Source organism: Janthinobacterium aquaticum, from assembly GCF_009208565.1.
Taxonomy (GTDB): Bacteria; Pseudomonadota; Gammaproteobacteria; order Burkholderiales; family Burkholderiaceae_D; genus Janthinobacterium.
In genome coordinates this window covers 42,569-68,770 of record NZ_WFLK01000008.1, presented here as the reverse complement: position 1 = coordinate 68,770, position 26,202 = coordinate 42,569, and the positions used below count along the sequence as shown (strand labels likewise).

20 protein-coding genes are annotated in these 26,202 nt (G+C 61.6%); 4 read left to right on the top strand and 16 right to left on the bottom strand.

The window, feature by feature from the left end:
- Positions 1 to 55: 55 nt before the first annotated feature.
- Positions 56 to 2,149 carry an AsmA family protein gene (locus tag GCM43_RS14140; protein ID WP_152245326.1) on the top strand — a complete coding sequence of 698 codons (2,094 nt, stop codon included), beginning with the start codon at positions 56 to 58 and terminating at the stop codon, positions 2,147 to 2,149.
- 26 nt (positions 2,150 to 2,175) lie between these two features.
- Here the strand turns inward: GCM43_RS14140 and GCM43_RS14135 are convergent, their stop codons facing one another.
- The 4 genes from GCM43_RS14135 to GCM43_RS14120 all read right to left on the bottom strand — a co-directional run bounded on the left by GCM43_RS14135 (position 2,176) and on the right by GCM43_RS14120 (position 7,704).
- The gene (locus GCM43_RS14135) at positions 2,176 to 3,894 is read right to left on the bottom strand and encodes a serine hydrolase domain-containing protein (protein ID WP_152245324.1); all 1,719 of its coding nucleotides are present in this window, start codon (positions 3,892 to 3,894) and stop codon (positions 2,176 to 2,178) included.
- A 12-nt stretch (positions 3,895 to 3,906) separates the two neighbouring features.
- A complete protein-coding gene (locus GCM43_RS25825) occupies positions 3,907 to 5,055 on the bottom strand; it encodes a nuclear transport factor 2 family protein (RefSeq protein WP_193315621.1) in 1,149 nt (382 codons plus the stop codon).
- 178 nt (positions 5,056 to 5,233) lie between these two features.
- Positions 5,234 to 6,307 (bottom strand): AraC family transcriptional regulator, encoded by a 1,074-nt coding sequence (locus tag GCM43_RS14125; RefSeq protein ID WP_152245322.1) that lies wholly within the window; start codon positions 6,305 to 6,307, stop codon positions 5,234 to 5,236.
- Positions 6,307 to 7,704, bottom strand: a complete 1,398-nt coding sequence (locus GCM43_RS14120) for a GntP family permease (RefSeq protein ID WP_152245588.1) — start codon at positions 7,702 to 7,704, stop codon at positions 6,307 to 6,309. The genes GCM43_RS14125 and GCM43_RS14120 overlap by 1 nt, the downstream gene beginning before the upstream one ends.
- Before the next feature lie 181 nt (positions 7,705 to 7,885).
- Here GCM43_RS14120 and GCM43_RS14115 point away from each other — a divergent pair, with 181 nt between their 5' ends.
- Positions 7,886 to 8,311 carry a hypothetical protein gene (locus GCM43_RS14115; protein ID WP_226929488.1) on the top strand — a complete coding sequence of 142 codons (426 nt, stop codon included), beginning with the start codon at positions 7,886 to 7,888 and terminating at the stop codon, positions 8,309 to 8,311.
- Here the strand turns inward: GCM43_RS14115 and GCM43_RS14110 are convergent.
- The 6 genes from GCM43_RS14110 to GCM43_RS14085 form a co-directional block, all read right to left on the bottom strand.
- Positions 8,248 to 8,634 (bottom strand): hypothetical protein, encoded by a 387-nt coding sequence (locus GCM43_RS14110; RefSeq protein WP_152245320.1) that lies wholly within the window; start codon positions 8,632 to 8,634, stop codon positions 8,248 to 8,250. The two genes, GCM43_RS14115 and GCM43_RS14110, sit on opposite strands and share 64 nt — an antisense overlap.
- Before the next feature lie 7 nt (positions 8,635 to 8,641).
- Positions 8,642 to 9,247, bottom strand: coding sequence for a PqiC family protein (locus tag GCM43_RS14105; RefSeq protein WP_152245318.1), 606 nt, complete (start codon positions 9,245 to 9,247; stop codon positions 8,642 to 8,644).
- Entirely contained in the window at positions 9,244 to 10,875 is a 1,632-nt protein-coding gene (locus GCM43_RS14100) for a PqiB family protein (protein WP_152245316.1), read from the bottom strand. Before GCM43_RS14100 ends, GCM43_RS14105 begins: the two co-directional genes overlap by 4 nt.
- Complete coding sequence (locus GCM43_RS14095; RefSeq protein ID WP_152245314.1) at positions 10,868 to 12,172, bottom strand: paraquat-inducible protein A; 1,305 nt, start codon at positions 12,170 to 12,172, stop codon at positions 10,868 to 10,870. Before GCM43_RS14095 ends, GCM43_RS14100 begins: the two co-directional genes overlap by 8 nt.
- A 119-nt stretch (positions 12,173 to 12,291) precedes the next feature.
- Positions 12,292 to 13,536, bottom strand: a complete 1,245-nt coding sequence (locus tag GCM43_RS14090; RefSeq protein ID WP_152245312.1) for an ArgE/DapE family deacylase — start codon at positions 13,534 to 13,536, stop codon at positions 12,292 to 12,294.
- Positions 13,533 to 14,765: a urate hydroxylase PuuD gene (locus GCM43_RS14085; RefSeq protein ID WP_152245310.1), complete on the bottom strand. Its 1,233-nt coding sequence runs from the start codon at positions 14,763 to 14,765 to the stop codon at positions 13,533 to 13,535. Before GCM43_RS14085 ends, GCM43_RS14090 begins: the two co-directional genes overlap by 4 nt.
- Before the next feature lie 142 nt (positions 14,766 to 14,907).
- Here GCM43_RS14085 and GCM43_RS14080 point away from each other — a divergent pair, with 142 nt between their 5' ends.
- The gene (locus GCM43_RS14080; protein ID WP_152245308.1) at positions 14,908 to 15,846 is read left to right on the top strand and encodes a LysR family transcriptional regulator; all 939 of its coding nucleotides are present in this window, start codon (positions 14,908 to 14,910) and stop codon (positions 15,844 to 15,846) included.
- A 74-nt stretch (positions 15,847 to 15,920) separates the two neighbouring features.
- Positions 15,921 to 17,678 carry an allantoate amidohydrolase gene (locus GCM43_RS14075; protein WP_152245306.1) on the top strand — a complete coding sequence of 586 codons (1,758 nt, stop codon included), beginning with the start codon at positions 15,921 to 15,923 and terminating at the stop codon, positions 17,676 to 17,678.
- Positions 17,679 to 17,852: 174 nt separating this feature from the next.
- On the opposite strand, the gene GCM43_RS14070 is transcribed toward GCM43_RS14075, so the two are convergent.
- The 6 genes from GCM43_RS14070 to GCM43_RS14045 form a co-directional block, all read right to left on the bottom strand.
- Entirely contained in the window at positions 17,853 to 19,199 is a 1,347-nt protein-coding gene (locus GCM43_RS14070) for a tetratricopeptide repeat protein (RefSeq protein ID WP_152245304.1), read from the bottom strand.
- A 32-nt stretch (positions 19,200 to 19,231) separates the two neighbouring features.
- Positions 19,232 to 20,476, bottom strand: a complete 1,245-nt coding sequence (locus tag GCM43_RS14065) for a Zn-dependent hydrolase (RefSeq protein WP_152245302.1) — start codon at positions 20,474 to 20,476, stop codon at positions 19,232 to 19,234.
- Positions 20,473 to 21,912, bottom strand: coding sequence for a dihydropyrimidinase (gene hydA / locus GCM43_RS14060; RefSeq protein ID WP_226929487.1), 1,440 nt, complete (start codon positions 21,910 to 21,912; stop codon positions 20,473 to 20,475). The genes GCM43_RS14065 and hydA overlap by 4 nt, the downstream gene beginning before the upstream one ends.
- Positions 21,913 to 21,934: 22 nt before the next feature.
- Positions 21,935 to 23,416 (bottom strand): NCS1 family nucleobase:cation symporter-1, encoded by a 1,482-nt coding sequence (locus tag GCM43_RS14055; protein ID WP_152245300.1) that lies wholly within the window; start codon positions 23,414 to 23,416, stop codon positions 21,935 to 21,937.
- A gap of 118 nt (positions 23,417 to 23,534) precedes the next feature.
- A complete protein-coding gene (preA, locus tag GCM43_RS14050; RefSeq protein WP_226929486.1) occupies positions 23,535 to 24,815 on the bottom strand; it encodes an NAD-dependent dihydropyrimidine dehydrogenase subunit PreA in 1,281 nt (426 codons plus the stop codon).
- A complete protein-coding gene (locus GCM43_RS14045; protein WP_152245296.1) occupies positions 24,815 to 26,182 on the bottom strand; it encodes an NAD(P)-dependent oxidoreductase in 1,368 nt (455 codons plus the stop codon). Before GCM43_RS14045 ends, preA begins: the two co-directional genes overlap by 1 nt.
- Positions 26,183 to 26,202 lie beyond the last annotated feature (20 nt).

Below are 26,202 nucleotides of genomic sequence, written 5' to 3'. Positions count from 1 at the left end.
ACGCAACTGAAGCTATTGGCTACATTGATTTTAAAATCATCACGATCGGGATCTTATGGCACACGCAAAACCTCTGAAAATCCTGGGCTGGACCCTGGGCACGCTGCTGGCGTTGATCGTCCTGCTGATTATCTTCATCATGACGTTCGACTGGAACCGCGCCCGCCCCTATATCAACCGCAAGGTGTCCGAAAGCACCGGCCGCGAATTCATGATCGGCGGCGACCTGAAGGTAAAATTCCACCAAGGCCTGGCTACCGAGACCGGCTGGCGCCGCTACGTGCCGCGCCCCACCATCAGCGCCGACGATGTGCGCATGAGCAATCCCGACTGGGCCACCGCCGGCCCGCAAATGGCCAGCGCGCGCCATATCAACGTCACCGTCCACCCCTTGCCGCTGCTGCAGCACCGCGTGGTGCTGACCGACCTGGCGCTCGACACGCCCGATATCGCCCTGCAGCGCCGCGCCGACGGCAGCAACAGCTGGACCCTGAAAGACAATGGCCCGTCCGACTGGGACGTGGAAATCCAGCGCATGGCGTTTGAAGCCGGCACCATCCGCTATCTCGACCAGGGCATCGACCTGGACCTGCGCGCCAAGGTCAGCTCGACCGCGCCCGACGCCACGCCCAACGACGCACCGGCAGGCCAGCAGGTGGAAAAATACGGTATCGCCTTTACCTTGGGCGGCACCTATCGCAAGGCGCCCGTGACCGGCGGCGGCAAGGCTGGCGCCGTGCTGTCGCTGACGGGCGACCATACCGTGTACCCGCTGCAGGCCAACGCCGTGCTGGGCAAGAACAAGGTCAGCGTCGACGGCACGCTGACCGATCCGCGCTCGCTGTCGGGCATCGACCTGCAGCTGACGCTGGGCGGTGCCAGCATGGCCGACCTGTATCCGCTGACCGGCGTGCTGCTGCCTGAAACCCCGCAATACGCGACCAAGGGTCGCCTGCTGGGCAAGAAGAACGGCGAGAACTGGGACTGGACCTACAAGAACTTTACCGGCAAGGTCGGCCAGAGCGACCTGGCCGGCACGCTGCAATACCTGCCGCGCCAGCCGCGCCCCTTGCTGCGCGGTGAACTGGTGTCGCAGCAGCTGCGCCTGGAAGACCTGGGCCCGACCATCGGCGCCGAAAGCAACGCCAGCAAGAAAGCACGCGGCAAGGTTGCCAACCAGCCGGCCGACAAGGCGCTGCCGGTGGAACAGTTCAATACCAACAAATGGGATGCGCTCGACGCCGACGTGAAATTCACCGGCAAGAAACTGGTGGCCACACACGATATTCCGTTCAACGATATCGTGGCTGAAATCCACATGAAGGACAAAGTGCTGAGCCTGACGCCGCTGAACTTCGGCATGGCCGGCGGCGACATCACGTCCAATATCACGCTTGACGGCCGCCAGAAAAACATCGCCGCCCAAGCCAAGGTCGCCGCGCGCAAGCTGAAAATTCGCGAGTTGTTCCCGAAACTGCAATCGATGCAGGCCAGCTTCGGCGAAGTCTATGCCGACGCCGCCCTGACCGGCCACGGCAACTCGGTCTCATCGATGCTGGCCACCTCCAACGGCGAACTGGCCGCCACCGTCAGCGAAGGCACGGTCAGCCAGTTCATCCTGGAGTTGGCCGGCCTGAACCTGGCCAACGCCGTGTTCGTGAAAGTGTTTGGCGACAAGCAGGTGCAGCTCAACTGCATGGCCAGCGACTTTGCCGTTACCAACGGCAACGCCAACGTGCGCCGCTTCGTGCTTGACACCGACAACGCCGTGGTCAACGTGACCGGCAACGTCAACCTGGCCAAGGAAGCGATGAACCTCGATATCCGTCCGAAAACCAAGGGCGCCCGGATTATCTCGCTGCGCACCCCGCTGTACGCCAAGGGCACCTTCAAGGACCCGCAAGTGGGCCCGCAAAAAGGCCCGCTGGCCCTGAAAGCCGGCGCCGCCGTCGCGCTGGCCACGGTGGTCGCCCCGGTCGCCGCCCTGATCCCGCTGATCAACGTCGACCGCGCCCCCGACACCGACTGCGCCGCCGTGATGGCCGAAGCGCGCGCCGTACGCAAGGCCCCCAAGGCGCCAGCGACCAATGCACCGGCCAAAAAGGTGACTGAGGCGGAAATCAAGAAGGCGCAGCAGGAGAAAAAATAAGCAGCAGAGGCCGGAAGGCGAAAAGACTAGGACTTTTCGTCTATCCTGCTGAACCGCAGCTTGCGCACCTCGTCGACCATGACCTCAAACGCCGTCACGCGCTGGCCTTGCCCCCGTATAAACACGATACCGCCCAGAAAGCTTTTATCGCCAATAAAGATGTCCGGTTTGACGGCAGTCATATTGACCGGACCGGTACGCAGATTGTCGGCCACCAGCACGCCGTTGTTGATACGAAGGGCAAACGAGGAATTGAGCAGCTCGGAATGGTACAGGCCGGCAAACTGCTTGAGCTCGTCTGCAGCATAAGACAGTGGCGCATGCGCTTCAAAGATGACCGGGTCGCTGCCGCTCATGGAAAATGCCATACGCCGGCCGTTTTCGTCACCTGAGAACTTGATGAAATAGGCATCGTCGCCTTCGATCTGCATCTGGAACAGCCCATCGCCCAGAGGGGTCAGCGTGCGGTCGGCCGTACCGCCGGTTCGGGTGTAATGCAGTACACCGGCCTTGAGGTGAATTCTTGCTGCCAGCGCCCGTTCCACACTCCAGTATGATCCGGCATATTGCTCAAGCTGACCGGTACTGACCTCGGCGCGGGGGATGCTGGCGTAATCGATGGTCACCGGCTCGGCATAATGGCTTTCCATCAATAACGATGCCGTGCGCATGCCGTAACTGCCGTTGTAGGCGAGGCCGGAACTGAGCGTGATGACCGTCACGTCCTGCTCCGGAAAATGAAACAGCGAGCTGGCGTAACCGCCGGCACTGCCTGCCTGATAGATCTTGGCGATGCCGCGCTCCTTGCCGACATGCTGCTGCGCAAAAGTCGAGATGCTCGACATGTCCCTGATAAGCTTGCCATTGTCGAGCCGGATAGGCGTATCGAGCTTGACCGACAAAGCCTCCCTGCCGGGTTCATGCGCAGCGTGCTTCGAGCGCCAGGTCGCCATATCCCTGATTGTGCTGTAGAGCGCGGCGGGCCCGGCCGGCGCAACGTTGTAGTCAGGCCGGTAAGCGCCCTTGCCGTCGCCACGATAGGGCACGGCCAGCCGGGTCAACGGCCGCGATGGGTCGGATACAAATACGGTGCCGGACATGCCTATCGGAATAAAGATATGTTGCTTGCAGTAGTCTGCAAACGACAGGCCCGACACGGCTTCGACAATTTGTGTCAATACAAACAGCCGCGTATCGCCGCCTGGCGAGAAGGCCGTGCCCGGCTCAAAATTGGGCGCCGCCTGATACCTGATCAACCGCATGACGTCCGGCGCTTGGCCGGCCTGTCCGGGCTGCCACCCGGCCAGCGCCTTCAGAACCTGGTAGCCGTACAAGCCGTCGGTTGAACTCAGTAAATGCGCCACGGTGATTTTCTTGCCAAAATCAGGCAGTTGGGGAAGATATTTTCTTGCGTCATCATCGAGACCGAGTTTGCCCTGGCTCTGCAACTGCAGCACGGCAAAAGCAATAAATTCCCACGCCAGCGCATCGATCTGGAATTGTGTGTCGATGGTGGCGGGCACCTTGTGCTCAAGATTTTCCTGGCCGAAAGCCTTCAGATAAACGATTTGCTTGTTTTTTAATAATGCAATGGCAATCGCTGGCTTGTCCTGGGCGCCAAATTCCTCGAATATCCGGTCCGCCTGTGCCTGCGGAAACGCTGCATCGGCCTGCGCAGCCCCGGCATGCTGCAGGAAAAGAAGACCTGCCAGCATAATGCCTGCCAACTTGAACGTGTCGCTCATTTCATGGCTCCTTTACAGTGGCTGACGGTTCTCGACGGATTTGACCACCTGTTCGGCCACGGAAGCAGTGGCCGATGGATCCTGCCCGGTAATGATTTTTCCATCCACCACATAGAAATTATCATTCCATTTTTTTGAATAAATGAACTGCCCACCGTTACGGGTGATTTCCTTGTCGATTGAATAGGGGAAGGACTTGTAATACTCAGCCCCGGTATCTTCAAACAGATCGGGAAAGCCGGTGATCTTTTTATCGGCAAAGATGGCTTTGCCATCGGCGTCTTTCAGATTGACGATTCCGGCGGTGCCGTGACAAATGGCCGACACGATTCCACCCGTGCGATAGATTGTCTGGACAAGACTTTGAATTTCCGGGTTGTCGGCCACCCCGAACATGGCCGAGCCACCGCCGCTGTAATAGACCGCCTGATAATCTTTTGCACGTACCTGCTGCGGCGTGAAAGTATTTTTCAGCAAGGTCATGAAACCGGTATCGTACAAATATTGCTTTTGCAGCGGATCCGACGTTTCAATATAGCCAAGCGGAATGGCGCCGCCAGCCGGACTGATAAAGTCCACCGCATAGCCGTGTTTTTTGAAAACATCATATGCCACCGCTATTTCAGCAAAATGATTGGCCGCATTGAGCCTGGTTTCGCCATACGTATGCTGGCTGGAGGTCACAAACAGTATCCGCTTGCCGGGTACTGGCGCCTTTTCCCATGTATAGCTTTTCTGCACGATTTTCCATGCGCCGTCATATTTCAGCAGCATGAAGTAATCGGTATAGCGCCTGAAATCCGGTACCAGCACCTCCACTTTTGCGGTCGCGATATTGTTTTCCACATCGATAGCCACGATGCGCCCTACCCGGCTGTTTTTTTCACCGGGCCTGAAGCCGGCGATATATTGCTCACCCGAGCGCGCAATCAGCTCACCGGCCTCGCCTACCGTGTAGAGCTTGAAGTCCGGATGAAAGGCGCGCCGCAGCTTGAGCGGATCGGCATTGGCGGTTCCCTCGATATAGTCGGTCAGCGTTCGGGCGATCTGTTCGGTATCGCTGCCCTGGTGCTGCAATCGCTCATTTGAACGTGCTGCAACATGGGACAGGCACAACAACAGCCAAGCGCCCAGCAGGGCGCGGATAAACAATGAACTCATACATGATCCCGTGATTTGCAGGTACCTTGTCACCGAAGGTAAATACGGTGGTACAGCGGTCGCATCAAGCGACAGCGATGCCAAGGTGCAAATGTAGGGTTAAAGCGCAGGCTGGGGCTGGCAAAGCATGATTACGCACTCCGGATACATGATTCCGTAGCCTGTCTGCGCTGACCGGCTAGGCACCGGATTTTGATAACACAACAGCACCGGCAGCATGGGCCGCGCGGTAGCTTGCCGGGGTCTGTCCGGCGATCTTCTTGAAAGCTGCAAAAAAAGTTGAATTGGAATTGAAGCCGCTGCGCTCGGCTACCAGCTCCATCGTCAGATGGGCTTCATCGATCAGCAGGCGCCTGGCATGCTCGATACGAAATTCATTGATATAAAGATTGAAACTTTTTTGCAGATTGTCGTTGATCACCTGCGAAACGGTGGTGGGCAAATGGCCGACTTTTTTGGCCAGCAGGGCCAGGCTCAAACCGGGATTCAGATAAAGATTGTGCTGGCACATTTGCTCGCTTAGCGCGGAGAGCAGCGCCGCAGCATCCTGTGGCGACAGACGGCGGTTCTGGTATTTTTTCGTTTCCTTGTGCTGGTGCTCGTCTTTCAATATATATGTGAGGATGCTGACATGCACGGTAAATGTAAACGAGAGCGCTCCCACAATATAGGAAGTAAAAGGCGTGCTGACATACGCGGCGAGAATCAAGAAACTGCTGAAATACACGCCAAGCAGAAGAATGGCCTGGCGCGACACTTTACCTTCTTCCGAAAATAATACAGCGCGTGAGCGCCATAATTTTTTCCCGGCACAGACAAGATAGGCAAACCAGTAAAGATGCATGCAGCAAATTGCATAATACCAATTCTCGGATTGGCGCGAATACGGAAAGAATACGGCAATCCCGATCAGCAGCAGCGGCAACAGAAAATGCCGGTACCATTTTCTGGCAACCGGCGTGTTTTTTATTTCCGCAAGCTGGTAATCGACATATAAAAAGGTCAGCGGCCCGATCAGCAAGCAGGCAGCCAGTCCGAACTGAATAAAACCGATAGCCAGATCGGCGTTGAAATAATAAAAAGTCGATTTAAGCGTGCGAAAGCCGATTGCCAGCAATAACCCGCCCAGCATGTAATTGGACAGGCCCGCCGCCGGACGGCTGAACAGGTAAAGCGCCAGCAAGATGCCATTGACTGCACCAAGCGCACTGGCTAAAAAGAGCAGTTGGCCCGACATCACTGGCAAGTTCATCAGACCAGCCCGGTCAGATAATAAACCCCAATCACCATAAACACGATCACCGTCTTGATAATCGTGATGCCAAAGATATCGCGATACGACTGCTTGTGCGTCAGGCCCGTCACGGCCAGCAGGGTAATCACCGCGCCGTTGTGCGGCAGGGTATCCATTCCGCCGCTGGCCATGGCGACGATGCGGTGCATGACTTCGAGCGGGATATGGGCCGCGTTGGCGGCGGCGATAAAGCTGTCGGACATGGCGGCCAGCGCGATGCTCATGCCGCCGGAGGCCGAACCGGTAATGCCGGCCAGGGTGGTAACGGAAACGGCGGCGTTGACCAGCGGGTCGGGCACGCTGCGCAGCGCGTCGCGCACCACGATAAAGCCGGGCAGCGCGGCAATCACGCCGCCAAAGCCGTATTCGGAAGCCGTGTTCATGGCCGCCAGCAGCGCGCCGCCCACTGCACCCTTGGTGCCTTCGGCAAAGCCGTCCTTGATGCGCTTGAAGGCAGTGATGCAGACCAGCAAAATACCCAGCAGCAGCGCGCCTTCAACCGCCCAGATGCCGACCACCGATTTGATCGAGGTGGTGACAGGGTCATGCAGGCCCGGCAGCTCGGCGCTGGTGATCAGGTGGCTGTCGCCATACCAGCGCGGTATCCAATGGGTCAGCAGGAAATTGGCCACGCCAACCAACACCAGCGGCGCCACCGACAGCAGCGGCGACGGCAGGTTGTTGACATCGACCTTGGCCAGCGGCTGGGTGTCCACGCCGTAGCCTTCGCCGGTAGCCATCACCGAGCGGCGGCGCCATTCCAGGTACATCAAACCGAACACGATGGTGAGAATGGCGCCGATGGTACCCAGCCACGGCGCGGCCCAGCCGGTGGTGTGAAAAAAGGTGGTGGGGATAATGTTCTGAATCTGCGGCGTGCCCGGCAAAGTATCCATGGTGGCGGTAAACGCACCGAGCGCAATGGCGCCCGGCATCAGGCGCTTGGGGATATTGCTCTGGCGGTACAACTCGGCCGCAAACGGATAGACGGCAAACACCACCACGAACAGCGATACGCCGCCGTAAGTAAGCGCACCACAGACAGCCACGATCACGGCATTGGCGCGGGTGCGGCCGATATAGCGGATGGCGGCCGCGACGATGGACTGCGAAAAGCCCGACATTTCAATCAGCTTGCCAAATACGGCGCCCAGCAGGAATACGGGGAAGTAGAGCTTGATAAAGCCGACCATCTTTTCCATAAAGATGCCGCTGAAAACCGGCGCCACGGCCGACGGATCGGTCAGCAGCACCGCGCCCAGCGCCGCGACGGGAGCAAACAGAATAACGCTGTAGCCGCGGTAGGCGGCCAGCATCAGGAACGCCAGCGCGGCGAGCACAATCAGAAAAGACAGCATCGGTCATCCCGTAAAAAAATAATCAGATACCAAGTATGTCAAAGTATCATGCTCTACGTTAATTTTCTACATCAGGGATCAACGCTGCCCTATCGTCTGCGAACCGATAGTGCGCAATCGTACCGACCATAAGGCGCCATCATGCGACCTTGCAGTTTTCCCGAGACGAGTACCGCCCATGTCCGACAAGCCGCAGCACCATGGAAAGCGCGCCGTACTGGTCACGCCAGATGGCCGCTATATCATCGTGCGCGGCCGGCTGTGGCGCGCCGCCAATCCGGGCCTGTCGCCCGAAGTGCGGCAAGGCCTGGTTCATCAGCTGATGGACGCCAGGCGCGCCGTCAAGGCAGCCATGCAGGCCGGCGATGCAGCAGCCGAGCGCACCGCACGCGCAAACGTGGACAGCGCCAAGCAGGCGCTGGGCGAGCGCGGGCCGGTCTGGTGGCGCGATGGCGCACCGGACCTCAACCGCAAACTGGTAGCCAATACTGCCTATGCGTCCTGGTTTGCCGGCCAGGCCGGCGCGCAGGACGCTGCCGCTCAGAGCGCGGCGTCGACCAGCAGTTCCGGGCGCAGCGCGCGGATGCGCAACTCCGTGAAATAGCCGCCTGCCTCGTTATAGCGCAGGTAGTGGCGGCTGCAATTCATGCAGCGCGACACCTGGCTCAGGTTGGCCGGATAGTAGCGTGGCGCAATCGGTGCGTCCACGCTGTCGTAGGTGGTGCCGTTCGGATGGTATTCGGCAAAGGTCGGCTCCTCGTACGGGTCTTCGCGCAAGGTGCCCACTTCTTCAAAACGCTCCAGTTCCAGCGAGGTCGGCAGGCGCTGCCACGCATCGAGCGGCACGCTGCAGCAGCTGCATGGTTTGCTCACTTGCGCCGAGGCAGCAGCGAGCTGCTGCAAAGCGGGAAAATCAATGAATTTCATGGTTGTTTCAGTTTGTTTGAGTTGTCGGACAGGCGCCGCTGGCGCTGCCAAAACCGCGCACCACCTGCGCCATCTCGCTGGCGATCTTCTGCACGGCGTGGCGGTGACCGAGCACCAGTTCATCGTAGCCGGCGCCGACCTTTTCGCTGGCCACGGTGCGGCAGGTCAGCACCTGATTGCTCGACAATTGGCGCACGCTCCAGACGGCGTCGATCAGCGCGTGGCTGTCCATCACCGATTCAAAGCGCAGCACATTGGTGCTGATGCGGTAGACCGGCAGCTTGTCCGGATACGGCGTGCGGAACACGTCAATGGCGCCCAGGTCGGCCGTGACGGCGGTCGACAGTGACTGGCCGATTTCGCCGGCCAGCGGCCCGGCCCAGCGCTGCTGTTCACGCAGCTCAATGCGGCCCGAGGTCGACGTCACCACGAACTGATTGCGGTTGACCTGCTGCGGCACGCTGACGGCCAGCACTTCCACGTAGTATTGAACAGGCTTGGCCGGCTGTGTGTCAGCACCGCCGGACAGGGTATAGAAATGCTCGGGCGGCGAGGTCGAGCAGGCGCCCAGCATCAGGGCCGCAGCGGTGGCCAGCGTGAGTGCTTTGATCATTTTTTGTCATCTCCTTTTTTGCCACGAATCAGCGCTTCGGGGTGGCGTTCCAGGTAATCGGTCAGCGCATTGAGCGACTGCAGCGTTTGCGTCAGCTGCTGCAATGCCTGGCGTACTTCGGACTGCAGCGGCGAATCCTTCTGCAGCACTTGCTCGGCCGAACCGAAGGTATGCTTGGCCGCGGTCAGCGTATCGCGCATTTCCGGCACCACTTCCTTGTCGAGCTGCGTGAACAGCACATTGGCCTGCTTGAGCGTGTCGTTCAGATTGTCGCCGATCTCGCCGAACGGAATCTGATCGAGCTTGCGGGCGATGCTGGCCACCTGCGTCTGCAGTTCGTCGAGCGTATTGGGTACGGTCGGCACTTCGATCGGATACTTGCTGGTGTCAATCATCACTTTCGGCGCTTTCGGGAAGAAGTCGAGCGCGATATACAGCTGGCTGGTCAGCAGGTTGCCGGTACGCAGCTGCGCGCGCAGGCCGCGACTGACCATGCGTTCCAGTACCTGATGGCCGGCCGTGGTATCGCCCTCGCCCAGCGCCGTCTTGAAGCCGGAACCCAGGCGACCCGGATACAGGTTGACCGTGACCGGCATGCGGAAGTTCTTTTTCACCGGGTCGTACTCTACGCCGACCGAGCGCACTTCACCGAGCACGATGCCGCGAAAGTCGACCGTGGCGCCGGGCTGCAGGCCGCGCAGCGACTGGTCAAAATAAAACACCGTGGTCAGCGCTTCGCCATCGGGCGCGCGCATGGCGCTCGCTTCATCGGCCGCCAGGCGATAACTAGTGCCAGCAACCGCCGGTTCGGCCGGTTTGTGGCCGTTTTCCGATTCAAATGCGATGCCGCCCACCAGCAGCGCCGCCAGCGACTGCGTATTGAGCTTGAAGCCGTTCGAGTCGAGCCGCACATCGACGCCGCTGGCATGCCACCAGCGCGCATTCTTGCCCACGAACTGGTCGTACGGTGCATTGACGAACACCGACAGGGTAATGCCGTTGCCATCCTTGTCGAGCCCATAGCTGACCACATTGCCGACCCGCACGCGGTGGTAGAACAGGGGTGAGCCGACATCGATCGAGCCGAGGCTTTCGGCATGCAGCGTAAACAGCTTGCCCTTCTGGTCGCCGGCCACCGGCGGCGCCGTTTCCAGGCCCGTGAACTGCTCCTTCTTCGTTTCCGACTTGCCCGTATCGACGCCGATATAGGCGCCGGACAACAAGGTGCCCAGGCCCGTCACGCCGCTGGCGCCGATCTGCGGACGCACCACCCAGAAACGCGAATCGGCGGTGGCAAAGCGGCGCGCCTCCTTGCTCATTTCGATGGTGACCAGCACCCGGCTCAAATCGTCGCCCAGGTTGATCGCGCGCACCTGGCCGATATCGACGTCCTTGTACTTGACCTTGGTCTTGCCCGGTTCCAGTCCTTCAGCGCTCTTGAAGCTGACGGTCACCGTCGGCCCCTTGTCGAGCACCGACTTGGCCGCCAGCACGCCGCCGATCAGCGCGGCCAGCAAGGGAATCAGCCACACCAGCGAAGGCAGCCAGCGGCTGGCCTTGTCCACCTCGGGTTCCGGCAGTAGGCGTTCATCGGGCGCGCTGACGCCGCGCTCTTCCTTGTCAGACATGCTGTTCTCCAATCACTGTATGTTTGCTTGTTTCCGTATGCTTGCGCTGCGCTGCCTGCTCGTCGATCGGATCCCAGATCAGGCGCGGATCAAAGCTCATCGAAGCGAGCATGGTCAGCACCACCACCGCACCAAAGGCCAGCGCGCCGGGACCGGCCGTAATCACGGCCAGCGCATCGAAGCGCACCAGCGCCACCGTCAGCGTGACGACAAAAATATCGAGCATCGACCAGCGGCCGATAAATTCAACCATCCGATAAAGGCGCGTGCGCTGCTCCGGGCGCCAGTGCGAACGGCGCTGCGAGGTCCAGGCCAGCAGCGCCAGCGTGACCAGCTTGAGCATCGGCACCACCACGCTGGCAATGAAAATAATGATGGCCAGCGCTTTTGAGTCAGAAGTCCAGAACAGCACCACGCCGCTCATGATGGTGTCTTCTTCCGCCCCCAGCAGCGTCCTGGTATGCATCACCGGCAGCAGATTGGCGGGGATATACAGGATCACGGCGGCAATCAGCAGCGCCCAGGTGCGGTTGATGCTGTCGGGCTTGCGGCCATGCAGGGTGCTGCCGCAGCGCGCGCAGGCCAGATGACGGCCACGGGCGACGGGCGGCGCCACCAGGCCGCAGCAGTGGCAGGGCAACACCGGCGTATCGGGCGCCAGCGGCTTGTAGCGGATGCCGGGCAGCACCTGGCGGATCTGCTGGTCGCCGATATTCCACAGCGCCTTCGGGTCGAACGACACCACGATGGCCAGCAGCAGCGTCAAGGCGCCAAACGCAAACAGGCCCGGTTGCGGCACCACCGTGGCCAGGCTGGTCATCTTCACGACCGTAATCAGGATGCCGATCATCAGCACTTCCGTCATGCCCCAGTCGCGCGACATCTGCACGGCGCGCAGCACACGGCTGAAACCGGCCACCCGGATGCCCACGCGCAGGCCCAGTGCCACATACAGCAGGGAGCCCAGCTCGATGGCCGGAAACAGCATCGTAAACAGGAACACCATGGTGGCCACGATATGCATCTGCTCATGCCATAGCACGCGGATGGAACCGAGCAGCGTGGCACTGGAAGTCAAGCCATTGACCTCGAGTTCGACGATGGGAAAAAATTGCGCGATCAGGAAGACGAACAGCGTGCCCAGGGTCAGCGCCACCACCCGTGTCAGGTCGGCCGAGGTGCCGCGATACAGCACGGAGCGGCAGCGCGCGCAGCGCGCCTTCTCGCGCGGGCGCAAGGGGCGCTTGCGATACAGCACGCCGCAGTCGTGACAGCTGATCAGATCGTATCGATACACAGTGGGTTGGTCGCCGCAGGGTTGAATGTTGATACAGCTCAATATCACAACATCATACGACAAACCACCGCATTAGCTGCGACACCGCATGAAACGGACAGCGGCGAGTGTGCGCTGCGCTACCGGCCCAGTAAATCGAACAGTGTCATTGCCACGATCTTGCTGGCCTTGCGCAGATCGTCCAGCGCCAGGCGCTCGTCGGCTTTCTTGGCGTTCGATTCAGGCACCGAACGCGGACCGGCGCCATACAGCACGGCCGGGATGCCATGCTCGCCATACAGGCGCGCGTCGGCATACAGCGGCGTACCCTGTGCGGGAATGGCTTCGCCCAGGATCGCCAGCGCGTTTTTCTGCAGGCTGGCCACCAGTTCTGCCGCGCCTGGCAACGGGCGCAACGCCTGCGACAGCAGCAGGCGGCGTATCTCGATGCTGATGCCCGGTTCGCCGCGCACGGCATCTTCGATCAGCGCGCGCACCTGCGCTTCAACGGCCACCGGGTCTTCCTCGGGGATCATGCGCCGGTCCATTTTCATCACCACGTTGCCCGGCACCACATTGGTGTTGGTACCGCCGTCGATGCGCCCGATCAGCATGGTGGGCGAACCGATGCCTGGTACCTGCGATTTTGTCTTCTTCAGCTCGGGCAACTGGCCGTAGATGGCGTTCAGTATCTTGCTCGCTGCCTGCAGCGCATCGACGCCCGTCTCCGGCATGGCGCCGTGCCCCGACTTGCCATGCACGGTGATTTCCAGCTGCAGGCAGGCGTTATGGGCGGTGACGATCTGATAGCTGAAGCCGGCCGCAATCACCAGGTCGGGCCGGCTCAAACCCTGTTCAAGCAGCCAGCCGGGGCCCAGCAGGCCGCCAAACTCTTCGTCGTAGGTAAAGTGCAGTTCGAGCTGCCCCTTGAGCGGCACGCCCAGCGCTTCGAGCGCGCGCGTGGCAAACACATAGGTGGCAAAGTCGCCTTTCGATACTGCCGTGGCGCGGCCATAGATATGGCCGTTATCGATCTGCCCCCCATACGGCGGATACGTCCAGTTCTCGCCGGGCGGCACCACATCGCCATGGGCGTTCAGCGCCACCGTCGGTCCGCCGGCGCCATACGGGCGGCGCACGATCAGGTTGGTAATGCTCTGCATGCCGTAGGCGGCTACCTGGTCAGCCGGGACGGCGTGCTTTTCCGCCTGCCAGCCGTAGTCGGTCAGCAGCTGCGCGACCAGCTCGGCATGCGGCGCATTATTGCCGGGCGGCGTGTCGGTCGGCTGCTGCACCACTTTTTGCAGGAACGCCACTTCTTCGTCAAAGTGCTGGTCGATCCAGTCGCTCAGGCGCGCTGCCATATCGGCTTGTACGGTACTCATTTTTTTCCTTGCAGGTTCTGTTGCAGCCAGGCGCCCAATTGCGCGCGCTCGGCCTCGGTCATATTGGTCAGGTTGCCGATCGGCATGGCTTTCAGTTCGATCGCCTGCTTGTAAATCTGCGCCGCATGCTGGCGGATTTCGGTTTCATTGTCGAACATGATACCGGCCGGTGCGGTGGCGAAGCCGGCCTGGGTCGGATGCGCCGAATGGCAGGTGGTGCAGCGCTGGGCAACAATCGCGCGCACCTGCTCGAAAGCGGCGCCCTGTTCGCTGGCCGGCGTGGCGGCAACGGCGGCCGGCCGCTTCGGTGCAATCGCCACGGCCACCGCCAGCAGCAGGGCCACGCCGATCACCGGATAGCGCCATTCCACGCGCCCCTTGTGGCGCAGGTTGAAGAAGTGGCGGATAAAGACGCCGGCCGCCATGATCATGGCCAGCACCAGCCACGCATGCTGGTGGCGATAGGTCATCGCATAGTGGTTGCTGATCATGATAAACAGCACCGGCAAGGTAAAGTAATTGTTATGCACGCTGCGCTGCTTGGCCTTCTGGCCGTGGCGCGGATCGGGCAGCTTGCCAGCGGCCATGGCTTCGACCATCTTGCGCTGGCCGGGAATAATCAGCATCAGCACATTGGCCACCATGATGGTACCGATCATGGCGCCCACATGGATGTAGGCGGCGCGCCCGCTCAGCAAGTGCGTCAGCACATAGGCGGCGCCGACGATCAGCGCAAAGATCGTCACGCCAAACCACAGTTCATGGCGCGCCAGCGGCGAGCGGCACAGCAGGTCATACACCGTCCAGCCGATCACCAGGGTAGCGATGCCGATGCCGATCGCCTGCCAGCTCGACAGGTCGGCCACCGATTTGTCGATCATCATGGCCTGCGCGTTGAAATAATAGGCGATGGTCAGCAGGGCAAAGCCGGACAGCCAGGTCGAATACGCTTCCCATTTGAACCAGTGCAGCTCCTTGGGCAATTCGCTTGGCGCCACCAGGTATTTTTGCGGATTGTAAAAGCCGCCGCCATGCACCGCCCACAGTTCGCCAGCCACGCCTTTTTTCGCCAGCTCGGAACCGGGCGCCGGCGGACGGATGGAATTGTCGAGCCAGACAAAATAGAACGAGGCGCCGATCCAGGCGATGCCGGTGATGACATGCAGCCAGCGCACCAGCAGGTTCAGCCATTCGAGGCCATAGGGGATCAGGTCAGCCAACACATCCATCGGTATCCTCGCAAAGAACGGAGCAAAAGCGGCGCAAAAACGCACGCCAGTTTGCACAAGATAAAACGGATTAGCCGACTACACATGAAAAATCACGTATATTTGACATATCCAAAATCATATACAAACAAATTCGCCTCTTATGTCCAGCCTGCCGCAGCACCTCGACCTGCACCTGATCCGCATACTGTATCTGCTGCTGATCGAGAAAAACGTCTCGCGCGTAGCGCTCAAGCTCAACCAGCCGCAGCCCTCGATTTCCGCCTCGCTGCGCAAGCTGCGCGAACTGACGGGCGATCCGCTGCTGGTGCGCGGCGCGCGCGGCATGGTGCCGACCCAGCATGGCGAAAGCCTGCTCGATCCGGCCAAACGCATCCTCGACCAGACCGAAAGCTTGTTTATCAAGAAAAGACCGTTCGTGGCGCAGGAGGAAGCGCGCACCTTCCATATTGCGGCCCCCGATTATCTCGACAGCCAGTTCCTGCCCAACGTGGTGGCGATGCTGCGCCGCGGCTCGCCAAGAAGCCGGGTGGTACTGCACAGCCAGGGGCCGGGCGTGGACCATGTGCGCCAGTTGTCCGATGGCGACCTTGACCTGGTCATCGCCAACTGGGAAGAGCCGCCAGCCCACCTGCATATGTCCAAGTTGTTCGAAGACCCGATCATCTGCGCCATGCATGCGGAAAACGCCTATGCGCGCCGCACCGCCAGCGATGCCATGACGGTGGACGACTATCTGAGCCTGCCGCATGTGGCGCCCTCGCCGATGATGCCCGGCTACCACGGCGTGATCGATACCTTCCTCGAACGCCAGAACATGCAGCGCAATGTGGTGGTGGAGTCGGCCTATTTCGGCCTGATTCCGTATATGCTGACGCAGACCGACCTGGTGCTGACGACCGGGCGCCAGTTCGTGCGCTTTCATGAAAAAACGCTGCCGCTGAAAACCTTTACGGTGCCATTGAAGTTTCCGCCGATGCGCTTTTACCAGTTGTGGCACCAGCGCGTACACCAGGCGCCCGAACACAAATGGCTGCGCGACCAGGTCAGCGCGGCGGCCAAGGCGCTGATTAAAAAATAAGGTCTATCAGCATGGACTTATAATCAAAGCGGCAGCCGGCGCTATCATCACAGCTTGCATGATCGGACCCAACCATGACCAGCCTTTCTGACCTGAACGCCAGCAGCCCTGCCCACTTTGTCGAACAACTGCATGGCGTCTATGAACTCTCGCCATGGATCGCCCAGCGCGCAGCGAGCAGGCGGCCGTTCGCCAGCGTGACGGCGCTCAAGACTGCCTTGCAGCAGGTGCTGGCGCAAGCCTCGCCGGAAGAGCAGCTGGGACTGATCCGCGCCCATCCCGAACTGGCCGGCAAGGCGGCCATTGCCGGCCAACTGACAGCCGAATCGACGCGCGAGCAGGCCAAGTCGGGCCTGCACCTGTGCAGCGCGGAAGAATTCGCCACGCTGCAGCGGCTCAATAGCGACTACAAAGCCAGGTTCGGCTTCCCCTTTATCCTGGCTGTCAAAGGGCCGACCGGCCAGGGACTGACGCGCCAGGACATTATCGCCACCTTTACACGGCGCCTGAAGAACCGCCGTGCCGATGAACTGGCCGAGTCGCTGCGCCAGATAAAGCGCATCGCCGAACTGCGGCTGAACGACCTGCTCGATGTGCGCCTGCCGTTCGGCCCCGCCATCATGCAGCAGGTGGAAACGCTGGCCGGCTGGAGCGACAGCGGCTACAACCTGACCTGCGCCTACCTGACTGCGGCGCACCAGAAAACTGTCGCGCAACTGGCGGCCTGGATGAAGGACGCAGGCATGCAGGTGCAGATCGACGCGGTCGGCAATGTGGTGGGCCGCTACCTGTCCGACGCACCGGATGCCAAAACGCTGATCACCGGCTCGCACTACGACACCGTGCGCAATGGCGGCAAATACGATGGCCGCCTGGGCATCGTGCTGCCGATCGCGGTGGTGCGCCATCTGCACGAACGTGGCGAAAAACTGCCCTTCCATCTTGAAATCGTCGGCTTTGCCGAAGAAGAAGGCGTGCGCTTCAAGAGCACTTTCTTGGGCAGCACTGCCGTCACCGGCCATTTCGACCTGGCGCTCTTGAACCAGTACGACAGCGAGGGCGTGAGCATGCGCGACGCACTGGCCGCCGCCGGTCACGATGCGCGCCAGATTGCCGCGATTGCGCGCAAGCCGCAGGACCTGCTCGGCTTTGTGGAAGTGCATATCGAACAGGGGCCGGTGCTGCTCGAACGCGACCTGCCGCTGGGCGTGGTCACGGCCATTGCCGGCAGCTCGCGCTACCTGCTCAAGCTGACCGGCGTCGCCAGCCACGCCGGCACCACGCCGATGACCATGCGCCGCGATGCAGCCAGCGCTGCCGCTGAAATCATTATGCTGGTCGAACAACGCTGCAGCCAGGGCGAAGCATTGGTGGGCACGGTGGGCCAGCTGCAGGTGCCCAATGGCTCGGTCAATGTGATTGCCGGCGCCTGCCAGCTGTCGCTCGACATCCGCGCCGCCAGCGATACGGTGCGCCAGGCCGCCGTCGACGATATCCTCGATGGCATCGCCGCCATCTGCGCGCGGCGCCAAATCGATGTGGAAACTGAACTGCTGCTGTCAGCCAACGCGGCACCGTGCGCGCCGTGGCTGATGGCGCAGCTCGAATCGGCAGTAGCAGCGGTCGATATTGCGCCATACGCCCTGCTCTCCGGCGCTGGCCACGACGCCATGGCCATGGCCGCCATCACCGATGTCGCCATGCTGTTCGTCCGCTGCGGCAACGGCGGCATCAGCCACAACCCGCTGGAAACCATGACCGCCGACGACGCCGATATTGCGGCGCAGGCACTGCTGCATTTGCTGCGTCACTTTCGGGGCGATGGTGTTTGACCAGGCCCGCGGATGCACAGGGCCGTAATCCGAAAACATCATTGACGCCAACGGTGTTTGACGTGACCCATGATCGTCACCAGGCCGTAGGTCGGATTAGGCCCCAAAGGGGCCGTAATCCGACAACACCGCTGACGCCAACAATGTTGTCGGATTACGCGGGGCTTTGCCCCGCTAATCCGACCTACGCTTTGAAAAATCCCGCAGCTTATCAGCCACGTGCGCAATCAATGCCTCCCACCCGCCAAACGCCGGCTGGCGGAATAAGCGCATCGTCGGATACCACGGGCTGTCATTGCGTCCGGCCAGCCAGCGCCAGTCGCACAGGTAGTCGGGTAGCAGCAGCCAGCACGGTTTGCCCAGCGCGCCGGCCAGGTGGGCCACGGCGGTATCGACGCTGATCACCAGATCGAGGCCGGCGATCAGCGCGGCCGTGTCGGCCATATCGCCGAGCGCCGCGCCACCGCTGACAAAGCTGATGGCGCTGCACACCTCATTTTCGCCGGCGCCTTTTTGCAGACTGAAAAATTCCACGCCTGCTACCTGTCCCAGCGGCGCCAGCATATCGAGCGAGGCAAGCGAGCGTTCACCATCGTTTTCATGCCGGGGATTGCCTTTCCATGCCAGGCCAATGCGCAGCTTCGCCCCAGGCTCGCGTGCTTCTGCGTTTGCAGGCAGCTGCAGATAGGGCAACTCGGCCGGAATTGTTTCGAGCGTAGTGCCGCACAGGCCGGGCAGGCTCAGTACCGGCAGCCACCAATCCCAGCCCGTGCTGGGTACCGGCTCGCCAATCGCCATCACCTCATCGATGCCAGCCGCACCGCGCAGCAAACGAGCCAGCGGCGCATGGCACAGCAGCGATATGCGCGCAGCGCCCATCGCCTTGAGCAGCGGCGCATAGCGGCACAGCATCAGCATATCGCCCATGCCCGCCTCGGGACAGATCAGAATGGTACTGCCGGCCAGCGGCTGTCCATGCCAGCGCGGGAACGCAAAATAATCGGCAAAATTGCTGGCCTGCCCACGCGACTCGAGCATCTGCCAGCCTTCCGGCCAGCGGCCCTGGCGCAGCAGCAGATAAGACAAGTTATAGCGCGCCTTGGCGTAGCTGGCGTCCAGTGTGATCGCGTGGCGGTAGCAGCGTTCGGCCGCCGTTTCGCGCTGCATGGCGGCATACAGCGCACCGAGATTGGACCAGCCAGCTGCCAGTTCGGGCGCCAGCAGCACCACGCGCTGCATGACGCGCTCGGCGTCAGCGCTGCGGCGCAAGCGCATCAGTACAACGCCGAGATTTTGCAATAGATGCACATCGTCGGCAGCAGTATCGAGCGCGCGCAGATACAGGCTTTCGGCCTCGGTCAGCCGTCCCTGCTGCTCGCGCAGCCAGGCTAGATTCGACAGTGCAAACACCTGGCAGCTGTCCAGCACCAGCGCCTGGCCGAACAGCGCTTCGGCGCCAGCGATGTCGCCGGCGGCCAGCAACTGGCCGCCCTGGCTGGCAAGCGTATCGGAAGAAGTCATGCGGGCAGCATAGCACCGCCCGCCAGCGGCGACTAGAGCACCTCGGCCCGTTCCAGCATCGCATGCAGCAGCACATTGCAGCCCGCTTCGAGGTGCCCGGGTTTGGCGTCCTCGATTTCATTGTGGCTGATGCCGTCCTTGCAGGGCACGAAGATCATGCCGGCCGGCGCCAGGCGCGCTGCATAGATGGCGTCGTGGCCGGCGCCGGAGACCACGTCCATGGTGGAGTAGCCGAGCTTGTCGGTGGCGCTGCGCACGGCGCCCACGCAATCGAGATGGAATGGCGTCGGCGCAAAATACGATACCTGCTCGATGGCGATGGCAAGGCCGGTATCGGTCTCCTGACGCTCGATAAAGGCGCGGATATCGGCGTCCATGGTGTCGAGCAGTTCATCGTTGACGTTGCGCAGGTCGATGCTGAATTTCACTTCGCCGGGAATGACGTTGCGGCTGTTTGGAAACACCTGCACCATGCCCACCGTGCCGCGGCCGTAGGGCGGGTAGCGATGAGCAATCGCCACCACTTCCTGCATGATGGTGGTAGCCACCTGCAGCGCATCGCGGCGCAAGCCCATCGGCGTCGGGCCGGCGTGCGCCTCCATGCCCTTGACGGTGCAGTCGTACCAGCGCAGGCCCATCACGGCCGGTACCACGCCGATCACCTTGTCGGCGTCTTCCAGCACCGGGCCCTGTTCGATATGCGTCTCGAAATACGCGCCGATCGGATGCTGGCCCGGCACCTGCTCGCCACGGTAGCCGATGCGCGCCAGCTCTTCGCCGACCGTTTTGCCTTCGGTGTCCTTGGCAGCGTACGCCGTCTCAAGCGAGAAAGCGCCGCAGAACACGCCAGAACCCATCATCACGGGAACAAAGCGCGAGCCTTCTTCATTGGTCCAGAAGGCCACCTCGATCGGTGCGCGCGTTTTGATATGCAAATCGTTCAGCGTGCGCACCACTTCCAGCCCGGCCAGTACGCCGTAGTTGCCATCGAATTTGCCGCCGGTGGGCTGGGTGTCGATATGGCTGCCGGTCATCACCGGCGCCAGCGTGTTGTCCTCGCCGTCGCGGCGCATAAAGACATTGCCGATCTGGTCGATGGTAATGCTCATACCGGCCTCGCGGCCCCAGCGCACCACCAGGTCGCGCCCTTGCTTGTCCAGATCCGTCAGCGCCAGGCGCTTGACGCCTCCCTTGGCCGTGGCGCCGATCTGCGCCAGTTCCATCAGCGCGTCCCACAGGCGCGCACCGTTGATGCGCAGGTTGTCGATGCTGCTCATGCTACTGCTCCTGTAAAAGCCGGCCGTTCGATATAGCGCCCTGCCCCTTCGACGGCCATCAGTTCGCCCTGATGAAATACCACCTTGCCGGCCGCAATCGTGGTGACCGGAATGCCGCGCACAGTGCGCCCTTCGAATACATTGAAGCCGCCTTTGGCAAACTGGGTCGCGGCCGAAATGGTGCGCGTGCCCTGCGGGTCCCACAGTACGATATCGGCGTCGCTGCCGGCGGCAATCACTCCCTTGCGCGGATAGATATTGAAAATCTGCGCCGCGTTGGTCGAGGTGACCTTGACGAATTCGGACGGTGTCAGCTTGCCGCTGTTGACGCCGCCGTCCCACACCACCGCCATGCGTTCCTCGACGCCGCCGCAGCCGTTCGGAATGCGCGTGAAGTCGTCCTTGCCGGCCGCCTTCTGGTCAGCGCAAAAGGTGCAGTGATCGGTAGCGGTGGTATGCAGGTTCCCGCTTTGCAGCCCGTGCCACAGCGCGCCCTGATGGTGCTTGCTGCGAAACGGTGGGCTCATTACATGGCCGGCCACGTAATCGAAGTCGTCGCTCTGGTAGACGCTGTCGTCGATCACCAGATGGCCGGCCAGCGCCTCGCCATACACGCGCTGGCCATTGGCGCGGGCGCGCGTGATGGCGTCGAGCGATTCGGCGCACGATACATGCACGATATAGACAGGCGTGTTGAGTACATTGGCAATCGCGATGGCGCGGTTGGCCGCCTCCGCTTCCACGGCCGGCGGGCGCGACAGCGGGTGGGCCTGCGGCCCGGTGATACCTTTCTTCAGCAGTTCCTGCTGCAGCTGGAACACCAGCTCGCCGTTTTCCGCATGCACGGTCGGCAGCGCGCCCAGTTCCAGCGCGCGGGTAAAGCTTTTCACCAGCGTTTCATCGTCGGCCATGATGGCGTTCTTGTAGGCCATGAAGTGCTTGAAGCTGTTGACGCCATGCTCGCGCACCAGCACGCCCATCTCTTCCCTCACCTGCTCGCTCCACCAGGTGACGGCCACATGAAACGTGTAGTCGCCAGCCGATTTGGCCGACCAGGCGCGCCACTGGTGATAGGCCTCGAGCAGCGACTGCTTGGGCGCCGGGATCACGAAGTCCATAATGGTGGTGGTGCCGCCGGCCAGTCCGGCGGCGGTACCGGTAAAGAAGTCGTCGGAGGTGACCGTGCCCATGAACGGCAGGTTCATGTGCGTATGCGTGTCGATCCCACCCGGCATCACATACAGGCCGCCGGCATCGATCACGGTGGCGCCGGGCGGCGCGTCAAGCTGCTCGCCGACGGCGACGATCTTGTCGCCAGCGATCAGCACATCGGCGCGAAAGGCACGGTCGGCGTTGACAACGGTGCCGCCGCGTATCAGCGTATTTGCAGCCGGGTTTGCAAATGCGTTTGCGGACGAACTGTCGGACATGGTCATGCTCTGCCTCCTTGGTTATCGGTCAGGCTCCTGACGGCTGCACCAGCGCGCCTGCCTTGCCTTTCATCATGACGCCGTAAACAACAGCGGCAATGGCCACGCCGACAAACCAGGCGTAGGTGTAAATGGTCTTGAAGCCTGCCGATACGTCCGGGAACGAGGCTGGAAACGCCGCGTTCAGAAAACCCGGAATATTGGGCAGCACCGCAATCACGAACGCGATCAGCGCGGCCATGTTCCAGCCGCCCCGATACGAGTAGACGCCGTCGTCGCGGTACAGCTGGCCCACATCCAGGCGCGTCTTGCGCACAAAATAGTAGTCGACGATAAGGATGCCGGCGATCGGCCCCAGCAGCGCCGAGTAGCCGATCAGCCAGGTAAAGATATAGCCCTGGGTCGATTCCAGCACCTTCCACGGCATCATCACAATGGCAATCGAGGCGGTGATATAACCGCCCATCTTGTACGAAATCTGCTTGGGCGCCAGCGCCGAAAAGTCATATGCCGGGCCGACCAGGTTGGCCGCAAGGTTGACGCTGACGGTATCGATCATGAGGATGATCAGTGCGATCAGCACGGCTGCGCCGGTCATGCGGCTTGCCAGGTCGACCGGGTCCCAGATGGCCTTGCCGTACATGACGACCGAACCGGCCGTCACGATTACGGCCAGCATAGCCAGCAAACCCATCGGTACTGGCAGGCCGACCGACTGGCCGATAATCTGGTCGCGCTGGGTCTTGGCAAAGCGTGTGAAGTCGGGAATATTCAATGCCAGCGTGGCCCAGAAACCGACCATCGCCGTCAGCGACGGCCAGAACACCACCCAGAACTGGCCGGCCTTCTTGCCGCCTTCGCCGAACTGCGATGGCTGGTCGAGCAGGGAACTGACGCCGCCAGCCTTGCTGTGCACCCAGTACAGCAGCACGAAGCAGATCAGGATTTTCAGCGGCGCGGTATAGGTTTCAAGCTTGCGGATCGACTCCATGCCGTGCAGGATGTAATAGAACTGGATCGCCCAGAACGCCAGGAAGCACAGCAGCTGGCTGAAGTTGATGCCGAGGCCTGCGATCTTGTCGCCACCGAGTTCATGGCCGACCAGCACGCCCATCAGCGTATAGATCATCTGCCCGCCAAACCAGGTCTGGATGCCGTACCAGCCGCAGGCCACGATGGCGCGCATCAGCGCCGGCAGCTTGGCGCCACCGGTGCCGAACGAGGCGCGCGCCAGCACCGCATACGGAATGCCGTACTTGGTGCCGGCATGGCCGATCAGCAGCATCGGCAGCAGTACGATGGCGTTGGCCAGGAACACCGTGACGACCGCCTGATAGCCCGACATGCCGCTGTCGATCAGACTGGCCGACAGGGTATAGGCAGGAATGCACATCACCATGCCGACCCACAGCGCCGCGAAGTGATACCAGCGCCAGGTACGCTGGGCCGCGGTGGTGGGCGCCAGGTCTTCGTTCCATAGCTGGGTGTTGCCAGAGTAGTCGTGGTTCACAGGAGAGGCTCCGTAGATGGGGTGGATGGGTGGCGTCCTAGCTTACCGTAAAGACGGCCGCATGTTGACAAAAAACAGATGCAAAATGCATGCCGTCCGCCATACCACAGAAAACCGGCTAAACCGTTTCCACTACCGCCCGGGGATTGCGCGGGTCCTGCGTCCAGTTCATGTAAGGCTTGCCGGTGGCCTGCGGCACCATGGTGATGCAGCCCTGCACCGGACAGGTGATTTCGCACAGGTTGCAGCCCACGCATTCATCCTTGATGACCTCATAGCGGCGCGTACCGAGCGCATCGATGCTTTGCGCAATCGCCTGGTGCGAGGTGTCTTCGCAGGCCACATAGCATTTGCCGCACTGAATGCAGTCGTCCTGATTGATCTGCGCGATGACCTGGTAGTTCATGTCCAGGTATTTCCAGTCGGTGGTATTGGGCACGGCCTTGCCGGCAAAGTCGCTGATGCGCTCATAGCCCTTCTCGTCCATCCAGCGCGACAGGCCATCTTTCATCTCGGTCACGATGCGAAAGCCATGAAGCATGGCAGCCGTGCAGACCTGCACGCAGCCGGCGCCCAGCGCCATGAATTCGGCCGCATCGCGCCAGTTGCCGATGCCGCCGATGCCGGAAATGGGCAGGCCGCGCGTCATCGGATCGCGCGCAATTTCCGCCACCATATTGAGCGCGATGGGTTTGACGGCCGAACCGCAGTAGCCGCCATGGGTGCTGGCGCCGCCGACAATCGGCAGGGCCACCATGCGGTCCAGGTCGAGCGAAGTGATCGAATTGATGGTGTTGATCAGCGAGACGGCGTCGGCGCCACCGGCCAGCGCCGCGCGCGCCGGCATGCGCACATCGGTGATATTGGGCGTGAGCTTGACGATCACGGGCAGGCGGCTGTGCTTCTTGCACCAACTTGTCACCATCTGCACATACTCGGGCACCTGGCCGACAGCGGCGCCCATGCCGCGCTCGGGCATGCCGTGCGGGCAGCCGAAATTGAGTTCGATGCCGTCGGCGCCGGTAGCTTCGACCTTGGGCAGGATATCGGCCCAGTAATGCTCTTCGCACGGCAGCATCAGCGACACGATCATGGCGCGGTCGGGCCAGTCCTTTTTCACCTGGGTGATCTCGCGCAGATTGATCTCCAGCGAGCGGTCGGTAATGAGCTCGATATTGTTGAAGCCGACCACTTCGCGGTTCTTGCCGTACAGCGCCGAATAGCGCGATGACACATTGACGGCGGCCGGGTCCTCGCCCAGCGTTTTCCACACCACCCCGCCCCAGCCGGCTTCAAAGGCGCGCACCACGTTATACGCCTTGTCGGTCGGCGGCGCGGAGGCCAGCCAGAACGGATTGGGGGCCTTGATGCCGCAAAAGTTGATGCTCAGGTCAGCCATTATGCAGCCTCCACATTGGACAGAAGATCGTGATGAATGGCCAGTGCGGCCAGCTTGCCGTGCTGTACCGCCTGCACCGTCAGGTCCTGCCCCGGCGCCACGCAGTCGCCGCCGGCGTAGATGCCGGGCAGCACCGTGCGAAAGCCCGCATCGACCGCGATCTTGTCGCCCTCGCGGCGCAGCAGGCCGGCCATCGGGTCCTGCAACACGTCGGTGTCGAGGCTCTGGCCGATGGCCTTGAAGATGGCGTCGGCCGCTACCTCGAATGTCTCGCCGGTGCCGGCCAGGCGGTTGCCGTCAAGCCGTGTTTTTTCAAAGCGCATGCCGGCCACATGGCCAGCGGCGTCGACCAGCACCTGCTGCGGCTGGGCCCAGGTCAGCATGCGTACCTGGTTGGCCTTGGCGATTTCCTGTTCATGGTGGGTGGCGGTCATGGCGTCAAAGCCGCGCCGGTACACCAGCGTGACTTCTTCGGCGCCCAGGCGCTGGATCTGCACGGCCATGTCGATGGCGGTATTGCCGGCGCCGATCACGATGGCGCGCCGCGGCACCGGCAGCGTGGCCAGGTCGTCGGCCTGGCGCAGCGCAGCGATATAGTCGACCGCTGCCAGCAATCCTGGAGCGTCTTCACCGGTCAGCCCGAGCTTGCGGCTGGCGCCCAGCCCCAGGCCGAGAAACACCGCATCGTATTGCGCATGCAGATCGCGCAGCTGCAGATTCTCGCCCAGCACCTGGCGACATCGGATGGTGATGCCGCCCACTTCGAGCAAAAACGCCACTTCCTTCTGCGCGAAGTTATCGGTCAGCTTGTATTTGGCGATGCCGTATTCATTGAGGCCACCGGCCTTGTCTTCCTTTTCAAAGATCACCACCTCGTGGCCCAGCATGGCCAGCCGGTGCGCGCAGGACAGTCCGGCCGGGCCGGCGCCGACGATGGCAACCGTCTTGCCGGTGGACGGTTGGCGCTTGAACGGATGACTGGCAAAGCGCATATGGTCGACCGCGTAGCGCTGCAACAGGCCGATTTTCACCGGCTGGCCCTCGGCGTCGTGATTGCGCACGCAGACGTCCTCGCACAGGATTTCGGTCGGACAGACGCGCGCGCAGCTGCCACCCAGGATGTTTTGCTGCAGGATGCCGGCGGCAGCGCCGTTGATGTTCTTGTCGTGCAGATTGCGGATAAAGCTGGCCACGTCAATTTCCGAGGGACAGATGCGGCTGCACGGCGCATCGTAGCAGTACAGGCAGCGGGCGCTTTCGATGGCCGCCTGGCGAGCCGTCAAAGGCGGCGCCAGGTCGGTAAAGTGGCCTGCCAGCTCCGCGCTGGGCAAGGCAGGATGCGGCAGATAATGCAATGAAGTGATCATTTCGCGTTCCTTGTCGGTGC